This is a genomic window from uncultured Winogradskyella sp. (genome assembly GCF_963975125.1).
GTDB lineage: Bacteria > Bacteroidota > Bacteroidia > Flavobacteriales > Flavobacteriaceae > Winogradskyella.
The window spans coordinates 1-9124 of record NZ_CAXBGB010000101.1 but is presented as its reverse complement, the minus strand read 5'-3'; the positions used below and the strand labels follow the sequence as shown (position 1 = coordinate 9124).

The following is a 9124-nucleotide window of genomic DNA, read 5'->3' as shown; positions in this document are numbered from 1 at the left end:
AAATAGACATAAAAGAAACCTTAAAAAAGAAATTGGATATAGATTTTAAAAAATATAGGATTTTAGGGGCTTGTAATCCGCCCTATGCACATAAAGCATTAGAGGCAGAAGATAAGATTGGCACCATGTTACCATGCAATGTAATTGTTCAGGAAATTAATCCTAGCATTGTAGAAGTAGCAGCTATTAACCCGATGGCTTCTATGATGGCAGTAGAAAACAAGCAATTGATGGAAATTGCCGATGAAATAACTGCTAAGCTTAAAAATGTAATTGAAAAACTTTAAACAAAAAATTAACACTAAAACAAATAGAAATGAAAAATTTAAAAGTAACAACAGGGATTTTAGCAATAGCATTTGTAACCCTAACGACATTGTCTTGTAAAGAAAACAAAAAAGAAAACGATAATGATAATGAACATCATTCTGAAATGAGCACTGATGAAGATCATTCAAAAATGAATCACGACAATAGTGACGGACACCATGATGAAGAAACGACTCACGATAACAGTGATGGGCATCATGATGAAGAAGCGACCCACGATAACAGTGATGGGCACCACGATAAAGACAATGCTGATGAAACTATCGATGCAAGGGATATTAAAATGAGTACAGAAAAAAATGCAGCAACGACACCAATTATTGATGCTTACTTTCAAATTAAAAATGCTTTAGTTACCGACAGTAAAGGTAATGCCGCACAAGGAGGTACAGCATTACTTGCAGCCTTTTCAAAATTTGACATGAAAACGTTAACAGGTGAAACCCATAAAGAGTATATGGAAATTGCCGAAAGTGCAATTGAACATGCTGAACATATTGTAAAAAGCCCTCTCGATCACCAGAGAGAACACTTTGAGGTATTGAGCACAGATATAAACGACTTAATTGCATTAATTGGTACAGAAAAAACCATATATCAAGATTTTTGCCCTATGGCATCAAATGGAAAAGGTGCTATTTGGTTAAGCGAAACAAAGGAAATTAAAAACCCATATATGGGGAGTAAAATGTCAACTTGTGGAAACATACAACAACAGATAAACTAATAATGAAAGTTGTTAAAAAAGTAGGCATAATATTATTAATAGCGTTTGTAGGGATACAATTCATCCCTACAAAGCGCAATCAAAGTGATGTTGTACCAATTACTGATATACATGTAATTTATAACGTACCAAAGCAAGTTGAAACAATCTTTAAAACATCCTGTTATGACTGCCATAGTAACAATACTAGCTATCCTTGGTACAATAAAATACAACCTGTAGCGTGGTTGCTAGAAAATCACATCGATGAAGGAAAGTCTGAATTAAATTTTAATGAATTTGGGGATTATTCTGGAAGACGTCAAAAAAGCAAATTAAAATCTATTGCAAGTCAAATTAGGGATAATGAAATGCCTTTATCATCTTATACTATAATTCACCAGGATGCGAAACTTTCAGAAAAAGAAAGAGAATTAGTTATACAATGGGTTGATAAAACAATTGAGAACTTATAAATAAATCCAAAAAAACAAAAAAAATGAAAAAATTAAAAATGAGTATCGCGGCAGTATTATTGTTAGCAGTTACTTTTACTAATGCACAGGAAAAGAAAAAAATGGAACACGATCATGGAGACATGAAAATGGATCATAGTAAAATGATGAATAAAAATAGCGATGCAAATGCAGAAGCTATATTTAGTGATTACTTCGATTTAAAAGATGCTTTAGTAGGAGATGACACTAAAAAGGCAGCACACGCAAGTACTAAACTAGTAGCTACACTTAAAGCTTTTGATAAGAGCAGTTATACAAAAGAACAGCAAGAAGAACTTTCTGATATCATAGAAGATGCTACAGAACACGCAGAACATATTTCAGAAAGCGCTATAGATCATCAACGTGAGCATTTTAAGACCTTAAGTGAAGACATAATGGATATGGTAGATATTACCGGAACAAAAAACACTTTATATCAGCAGTTTTGCCCAATGTACGATAAAGGTAGTGCTTGGCTAAGTACAAGTGATGAAGTAAGAAATCCATATTATGGTAGTAAAATGCTTAAATGTGGAAAAGTACAAAAGGAGATTAATAAATAATATAAAACCATTTAGGTAGGTGAATGAAATATCTAATTCATAAAAAGGAAATGAAACTTTTCATTATTGATTGGTTATTAGTTAAAACTTTCCGTTTTATGGTATTAGAAAAGTCCTAGTTTGGGAAGGGTGAAAATGTTGATGGTTAGTGTTAACCCCTTCCCTAGTTAGGCACAATAAATTTGAAAAATAAAAGTTGATTTGGTTAATAGCAGCTTGTACATTGGGAGAGAGAATTCTCCCCTAAGAGTAGATTAATAGTATCTCTCTTCCTTTGTCTGGCAAAACAAAAACTTTAGAAAAGAAGCTTAGAAAAAGACTACTTGATTATGAGAAGTAAGCATTTTGGTTTGTAAATTGGTTAATAGCAGCAAGCTTCTCATTCTCAGGTTTTATTTAACGTGTAAAATTGTTTTAAGCAAAACATAAAAACTAACAGAGTTTATGAAAGAATGTTGTAAAAGCGATTGTGATAAAAAAACGCAACAGACTAGTCTAAGAAAATGGTTAAATTATTTGCTCTATGCGGTAATAGCGCTTATAGTATTAGGAGCTTTATTTCTTCAATTATTTGATAAAAAATAGGTGTTATTAATGCAAAAAATAATTGACATACCTGCATTTAATAGTTTTTACAAGCAGCTATTTAAGAAACTTTTATTAACCACAACTTTGGTTGTCGTTATATCGCTTAGTTATGTTTTTTTTACATCACTTAATGTTACTCATCCAATCATATCTAATATCATAGTTGTATTGGCATTTATAAAAACTTTTTTTATTGTGCGTCTTACATTCATTCAGCTAAGTAAAATAATTGGAGAAAGCCATAAACTTAGTCACGTGTTAACACTCTTTGGGGTTTTAATTCTCTTAATCGTGCTGTCATTCTCATTCGATTATTACGCCCTATATGTTTTGAATGTTGATAGTTTTAAAACATCACTCACAGGAAATAATTCATATATTAGACTATTTTTCGAGTTTTTATATTTTAGTTTAATCACCTTTTCTTCAGTAGGTTTTGGAGATATCGTACCTATTTCTGTTTCAGGAAAAGTAATAGTAATGCTAGAAGTCTTTTTGAGCTTTTTCGTTTTGGTTTTTGGCATTGCGAATATTAATAGAATACATGTTAATAAATAACCCTTAAAAACAATAATTATGAAAGTACTTAAATTAATTACACTAGTAACTGTTCTCATTGCAACAGTCAATTTTACCACTGCACAGAATAGTAAAGACACTACTGATAAAGAAGATGTTATCGTTGTAATGAAAGCCTACAAGGACGCACTACAAAACTTAACGACTGAAGGAACTTTTGAGTTGTTTACAAAGGATTCAAAGGTGTTTGAATCGGGAGGGGTAGAAGGATCTTATGCGCATTATATAGAGCATCATTTAGGTCCAGAATTGGGACATTTTAAAAGCTTCACTTTTTCAGATTATAAAATTGATGTTCAGGTTGATGGTGCTTATGCATTTACCACAGAAACCTATGTTTATACCATTGTATTAAATCCCAATGAGAAAGGAGAAGGTAGAACAATAGCTAAGAAAGGAGTAGCGACTTCCATTCTAAAGAAATTAGAGGGAAAATGGAAAATTATTAAGACGCATTCTTCTTCAAGAAATAAAAAATAAAAAAATTCCTATGAGACTCCATATCCCTTTTAGCCTATTGTTATGCACTCTTCTTTTTGTGTCTTGTAAACAAGAAAAAAAAGAAACAAAAACAATTATAGAACAATCAAAAACTAAAATTTCTACGAAGTCGCCAAAAAAAGTACTAAGTCCACATACTTCAACTATGGAAATGGTTGGTGATACTCATATTCATATCGATTATTCATCGCCTGGAGTTAGGGATAGAATAGTATTTGGCGGATTATTGTCTTACGATCAGGTGTGGCAAGCTGGTGCACATAAGGCTACATGGATAGAAACCAACAAAGATTTAATTATTGGCAGTAAAGTATTGCCAGCCGGAAAATATGGTTTTTTCACTATTCCATCAAAAAATGAATGGGTTCTTATTTTTAATTCAAATTGGGACCAACACGGAAAAGATGAGTATGATGAAAAGGATGATGTTCTGCGATTTAAAGTTTTACCAAGGGTTTCAGATAAAATAACAGAACATTTGGAGTATAAAGTCGATAAAATTAATGATAAAGAAGGTACTATATCATTGGCTTGGGAAAAGGTGTTAGTTAGTTTCAACTTTAAATTGAATCAATAAATGGTAAATCATTAAGTAGAATTCTTCTTCAAGAAATTAAAAATAATAACATCAATAATGAGCAATTTAACGCAAATAATCCATCAGTATAAAACCGACACAGAAAGTGTTTATAATACTTGGTTTGTTGACAATGACCAACGATTAAAAGCGTTTAGAACTATTAGAAGAGGTGTTTTACAAGTCATTGATGATATTAAAAATAAAACGTTTCCAAACGATTTTAAAGAAAGTAGTTTAGAGTTTGTTTTAAGTTGCATAGCAGAGCAAAAACAAGTGTTTGCGGGTGTAGCGCATCCTTTTTATTGGAAACCAAAGTTGCGTATTCCTGATATTTATGAAAATCAAAATAATAAAATAGCTTTCGGTCAATTTCTGGAAAATTGTATTAATGCCAAAACAGAAGAACAAGTTGTAAAGGAAATTGTAACGATAGATGCTCTCAAAATAAAAGGTCTTGGTCCGTCAGTAGCAAGTATTTTATATTTTTTGCATCCAACCTGGTTTCCACCATTTAATACAGCTATATTAAAAGGATTTAATGTTCTGTTTAAGGACAAAAAGAAGCTGGGGAGTTGGACAGAATACCTTAAAGTTAGAGAAACCTTAATTGAAACGAATGCTAAAAATAAATCGAAATTATCTAATGATTTAGGAGCAATAGCTGGATTGCTTTTCGAAATTGGTGCCCAAAAAATGCTGATAGGTAGTGACGAATATTTAAGTGAAACCGAAAGAATAAAATTTGAAAAAAATATTGTAAAACGACAAAAGCAAATCCAAGAAGAAAAACAAGAAGAAAAGCTTCATGACGAAATGCAGTATCATTTGTTAAAAATTGGAATTTCCCTAGGTTTCGATGTCATACCAGCCAGAAACGATAAAAGTAAATCTTTTGGTGGTCAAAGTTTTTCATTTATTTCAATGAATACATTCCCAGAGCTTCCGCCTTGCGATAAGGAAACCCAAACCACAATAGAACTCATTGATGTACTGTGGTTTGAAAAAGGAACCAATAATATTATTGGTGCTTTTGAAGTTGAAAAAAGCACCAGTATTTATTCGGGAATTTTAAGATTATCCGATTTATATTTTAGTATTTCAGATGGTGATGAGGTTTTTTATATCATCATTCCAAACAAACGAGAAAAAGATGTCATTCAGCAGTTAAATCGACCAGTAATTAAAAATTCTGAAATACATATAAAATATATTTTGTTTTCTGAATTAAAAACCCATTGTGATGCGATTTGTAAATTCGGGACCGACCTTTCAATAATGGATAAAATAGCAAAATCTGTTTGACTTAATATTGAAAAAAAACAAATTATATCTGTAATTATTCTATATAAAAACAATAAAAAATGGTAAACAGGCACACAGCACTAAAAATTAGAAAAACCCATCGCTATTTAGGCCTTTTCATTGGCATTCAATTCTTGATGTGGACTATTAGTGGCTTGTATTTTAGTTGGACGGATATTGACGATATTCACGGCGACCAGTTTAGAAATTCTCATTACCAACCTAAAGGGTTCCATAATCTTATCAGTCCCTCTAAAATAGATGTACCAAAAGGAATCAAGACTATTGAAATGAGAGATATAGATAATATACCATATTATTGGATAAATAAAAATCAGCTCTACAACGCATCAAACGGAGAATTAAAAAAGGGGATTACAGAACGTGAAGCATTATATGTAGCCAATCAGTTTATGGACAAATCCCTAAAGGTCATTGACATTAAATTAATTAGTGAAGTTGATAAAAAGCACGAGTATCGTGAGAGATTATTGCCAGCTTATGTGATGTCTTATGATAATGATGAAGCACTTAAGGCGTACGTTTCTGTTAACGACGGAAAATTTCAAACCGTAAGACACCGCAATTGGCGTTGGTTCGACTTTTTATGGATGACACATACTATGGATTATGAAGGAAGAGACAATTTTAACACTATCGTTTTAAGGGCATTCTCGTTATTAGGTTTAATAACAGTGTTAAGCGGTTTTTTACTTTGGTTTACATCATCACCAACGATAAGGAAAATTGTAAAACGGAAAAAATAGTGAGTGAAACTAGAAGAGTTAGAAGAAAGAATAAAAAAAGTAGGCCTCAACAGAAAAGTAGTATTTCCAAAAAGGATAAAGTTGTTGGAATCCTAGCAATAATCATTATTGTCATATTAGCAGCCGTTATGGCCTATTATTATTCCCTTTCAAAAGCAGGAATAAAATTGTTTTAAAATAAATGAATACTATAATCCACATCAAAAATATGGTCTGTCCAAGATGTATCTCGGCAGTGACGATTATTCTGGAGAAATTGCATATTCCCTTTAGCGCAATTAAATTAGGTGAGGTTGAATTGACAACGCCATTAAGTGAGGGCACTAAAAATGCTTTTTCCCTAGCACTACAAAATTCTGGCTTTAGCTTGATTGACGACCGTAAAAGCCAGCTTATCGAGCAAATGAAAACTTTGGTTGTCGATAAAATCCATCACTCGCTTGACGAATTGGATATTAAATGGGCAGACCATATTAGTGAAAAATTACATCTTGATTATAAATACTTAAGTTCTCTTTTCTCGTCTGTTGAAAGTATTACGTTCGAGCAATACATCATCAATCAAAAAATAGAACGTATAAAAGAACTCATTGTTTATGACGAATTAAACTTGAGTGAAATAGCTATTAGGCTTAACTATAGTAGTGTTGCGTATTTGAGTAATCAGTTTAAAAAGGTTACTGGAATGACACCTTCCAAATTCAAAAAAAGCACAAACAAAAACAGAACATATTTGGATGAAATTTAAGAATTTATTAATAAAAAGTAGATTCATAATAATTGATACTTTTTGAAAGTATGAGTGTCAATTTTAGAAATTTTATGTGTAAAAAATATTCAACAAAAACAAATATTATGAAACATCCATAACTAAAAGTTCGATACCAGAGGACAATGATTATATGGATGTTACATGTTACAATTAAAAAACAATAAATATGAAAACATGAAAACAAAACTATTTACTCTAACAATCGTTTTAATGACATTTTGTGAGGTTACAGCCCAAAAAATTTATAAAACTGAAAGAGGTCACATTGAGATGATGACTTTGATAAACAATGAAACCGTCAAGGCAGAAAGTCATAAGCTAGCGCTATATCTTGATTATGATTCAAATGTACTAAAAGGTGTCCTTAACCTGAAAACTTTATCTACAGAAGCTGATGAAATAAATACCATTTTACAAAAACAAGAAGACCCTATAATACTTCAGTTTACGGGTACTATCCCATCTCAAGATTTTTTTTCAAAACGACACGACCCAATTGATTTCAATTGGGTCGTAACAGTTACATACCAAGAGAAATCCTACAAGTCGCAATTTAATGCAACTATTACTCATATAGAACAAGGGATGGCAATATCGTGTTTAATTAGTGCAAGAGGACATATTTTAGTATCAGATACAGGTTTAGGCTCCTTAATTGAGGGTATTGATAAAACTATTGATGTACAGTTTGCTCAGCTAGTATTAAAAATGGAATAGCTATTTGTTTTAAAAGATATGAACCTTATTCTGAAATTAGTAGTGTACAAATAAGATTAAGGAGACAGTTATCATACTTGAAACCAAAAAAAAACTATCTGCAGTGTACGCAAAGACAACAGAATTAATTGCTAAAGAAGACTGAAGTGACCAAACAATTAGTACAAATGCTGTATTTATTATAATTATTATTAATCATTAAACCACTTCTCTACATAGGTTTTATTTACAGCTGATTTCAATAATTTCTACAAAGAACAGATAAGTGTTGGAAATGAATTACTTTGTACATGCTTGCTTACGGAAATTGCTGCCTCGTGTCTTTCAGATTTTCTATTTAGTTTGTATTTAGTAAATTAGTGGTGTTAGTCAACATAGCTAACCACAAACAAACTGTTAGCAAGGACAATGAAAACAAGATACGAAATCAATTTAATAATTAAAACATATTAAGATGGAAACAACGAAAGTAAACCCAGTAAACCCTTCTAAAATAATGCAAATTGGTTTGGGGTTTTGGGCATCAAAATCACTGCTTACAGCAGTAAATATGAGATTATTTACACATCTAGCAAATGGAGAACTATCAGGGCAAGATATTAAGAAAAAATTAGGCCTACATAACAGAGGTCTTTATGATTTCTTAGACACCTTAGTTGCATTAGGATTTCTAAAAAGAAGTGGGATAAAGGAAACTTCTATGTATAGTAATGCAGAAGATGCGAACTTGTTTCTCGATAAGAATAAAATAAGCTACATAGGTGGAATGCTTGAAATGGCAAATAATCGCTTATATCCTTTTTGGAACAATCTAGAAGAAGGACTAAAAACAGGAAAACCCCAAAACGAAACGAAAACGGGTGGAATTCCCATTTTTGAAGCCCTATATGCTGATGAGCAAAAATTAAGGGAATTCTTAAAAGCTATGGGAGGCATCCAATTGGGCAATTTTATGATGTTTTCTAAAACGTTTGACTTTACAAAATACAAAACACTCTGTGACGTAGGAGGAGCAGGAGCAAATCTTGCTATTCAAGTAGCTAAGTATAATGAACATATGATTTGTGTTTCATTTGACTTGCCACCAGTAGAACCTATAGCTAGAGAAAACATTAATATGATGGGATTAAATGATAGAATATCTACACAATCGGGTAACTTTTTAAACGAAGCCCTTCCTAAAGCTGATATAATTACAATGGGTAATATTCTACATGAT

Annotated in this window: 12 protein-coding genes; all 12 read left to right on the top strand. The window is 31.7% G+C overall.

From position 1 onward, the window contains the following. Positions 1-287, top strand: a 287-nt coding sequence (locus AAC053_RS12555; RefSeq protein ID WP_339757194.1) for a DUF302 domain-containing protein, incomplete at its 5' end; no start/stop codon positions are given. A gap of 29 nt (positions 288-316) precedes the next feature. After that, positions 317-1057, top strand: a complete 741-nt coding sequence (locus AAC053_RS12550; RefSeq protein ID WP_339757192.1) for a DUF3347 domain-containing protein — start codon at positions 317-319, stop codon at positions 1055-1057. A 2-nt stretch (positions 1058-1059) separates the two neighbouring features. Next, positions 1060-1512 carry a heme-binding domain-containing protein gene (locus AAC053_RS12545; protein WP_339757189.1) on the top strand — a complete coding sequence of 151 codons (453 nt, stop codon included), beginning with the start codon at positions 1060-1062 and terminating at the stop codon, positions 1510-1512. Between the two features lie 23 nt (positions 1513-1535). After that, complete coding sequence (locus tag AAC053_RS12540) at positions 1536-2099, top strand: DUF3347 domain-containing protein (RefSeq protein WP_339757187.1); 564 nt, start codon at positions 1536-1538, stop codon at positions 2097-2099. Between the two features lie 594 nt (positions 2100-2693). Further along, on the top strand, positions 2694-3245 hold the full coding sequence (locus AAC053_RS12535; RefSeq protein ID WP_339757185.1) for a potassium channel family protein: 552 nt from the start codon (positions 2694-2696) through the stop codon (positions 3243-3245). An 18-nt stretch (positions 3246-3263) separates the two neighbouring features. Beyond that, complete coding sequence (locus AAC053_RS12530) at positions 3264-3746, top strand: nuclear transport factor 2 family protein (RefSeq protein WP_339757182.1); 483 nt, start codon at positions 3264-3266, stop codon at positions 3744-3746. Positions 3747-3756: 10 nt separating this feature from the next. Then, positions 3757-4344, top strand: coding sequence for a DUF2911 domain-containing protein (locus AAC053_RS12525; protein ID WP_339757179.1), 588 nt, complete (start codon positions 3757-3759; stop codon positions 4342-4344). A gap of 57 nt (positions 4345-4401) precedes the next feature. Beyond that, positions 4402-5649, top strand: a complete 1248-nt coding sequence (locus AAC053_RS12520; protein WP_339757176.1) for a hypothetical protein — start codon at positions 4402-4404, stop codon at positions 5647-5649. A gap of 59 nt (positions 5650-5708) precedes the next feature. Then, on the top strand, positions 5709-6416 hold the full coding sequence (locus AAC053_RS12515; RefSeq protein ID WP_339757173.1) for a PepSY domain-containing protein: 708 nt from the start codon (positions 5709-5711) through the stop codon (positions 6414-6416). 181 nt (positions 6417-6597) lie between these two features. Beyond that, the gene (locus tag AAC053_RS12510; protein WP_339757171.1) at positions 6598-7164 is read left to right on the top strand and encodes an AraC family transcriptional regulator; all 567 of its coding nucleotides are present in this window, start codon (positions 6598-6600) and stop codon (positions 7162-7164) included. Positions 7165-7362: 198 nt separating this feature from the next. After that, a complete protein-coding gene (locus tag AAC053_RS12505) occupies positions 7363-7905 on the top strand; it encodes a hypothetical protein (protein WP_339757168.1) in 543 nt (180 codons plus the stop codon). A 454-nt stretch (positions 7906-8359) separates the two neighbouring features. Next, positions 8360-9124, top strand: a 765-nt coding sequence (locus AAC053_RS12500; protein WP_339757165.1) for a methyltransferase, incomplete at its 3' end; no start/stop codon positions are given.

Excerpts from the sequence above, each read along its gene's own strand:
- AAC053_RS12550 (WP_339757192.1), top strand. The coding sequence starts at position 317 with ATGAAAAATTTAAAAGTAACAACAGGGATTTTAGCAATAGCATTTGTA.
- AAC053_RS12545 (WP_339757189.1), top strand. The coding sequence starts at position 1,060 with ATGAAAGTTGTTAAAAAAGTAGGCATAATATTATTAATAGCGTTTGTA.
- AAC053_RS12540 (WP_339757187.1), top strand. The coding sequence starts at position 1,536 with ATGAAAAAATTAAAAATGAGTATCGCGGCAGTATTATTGTTAGCAGTT.
- AAC053_RS12535 (WP_339757185.1), top strand. The coding sequence starts at position 2,694 with ATGCAAAAAATAATTGACATACCTGCATTTAATAGTTTTTACAAGCAG.
- AAC053_RS12530 (WP_339757182.1), top strand. The coding sequence starts at position 3,264 with ATGAAAGTACTTAAATTAATTACACTAGTAACTGTTCTCATTGCAACA.
- AAC053_RS12525 (WP_339757179.1), top strand. The coding sequence starts at position 3,757 with ATGAGACTCCATATCCCTTTTAGCCTATTGTTATGCACTCTTCTTTTT.
- AAC053_RS12520 (WP_339757176.1), top strand. The coding sequence starts at position 4,402 with ATGAGCAATTTAACGCAAATAATCCATCAGTATAAAACCGACACAGAA.
- AAC053_RS12515 (WP_339757173.1), top strand. The coding sequence starts at position 5,709 with ATGGTAAACAGGCACACAGCACTAAAAATTAGAAAAACCCATCGCTAT.
- AAC053_RS12510 (WP_339757171.1), top strand. The coding sequence starts at position 6,598 with ATGAATACTATAATCCACATCAAAAATATGGTCTGTCCAAGATGTATC.
- AAC053_RS12505 (WP_339757168.1), top strand. The coding sequence starts at position 7,363 with ATGAAAACAAAACTATTTACTCTAACAATCGTTTTAATGACATTTTGT.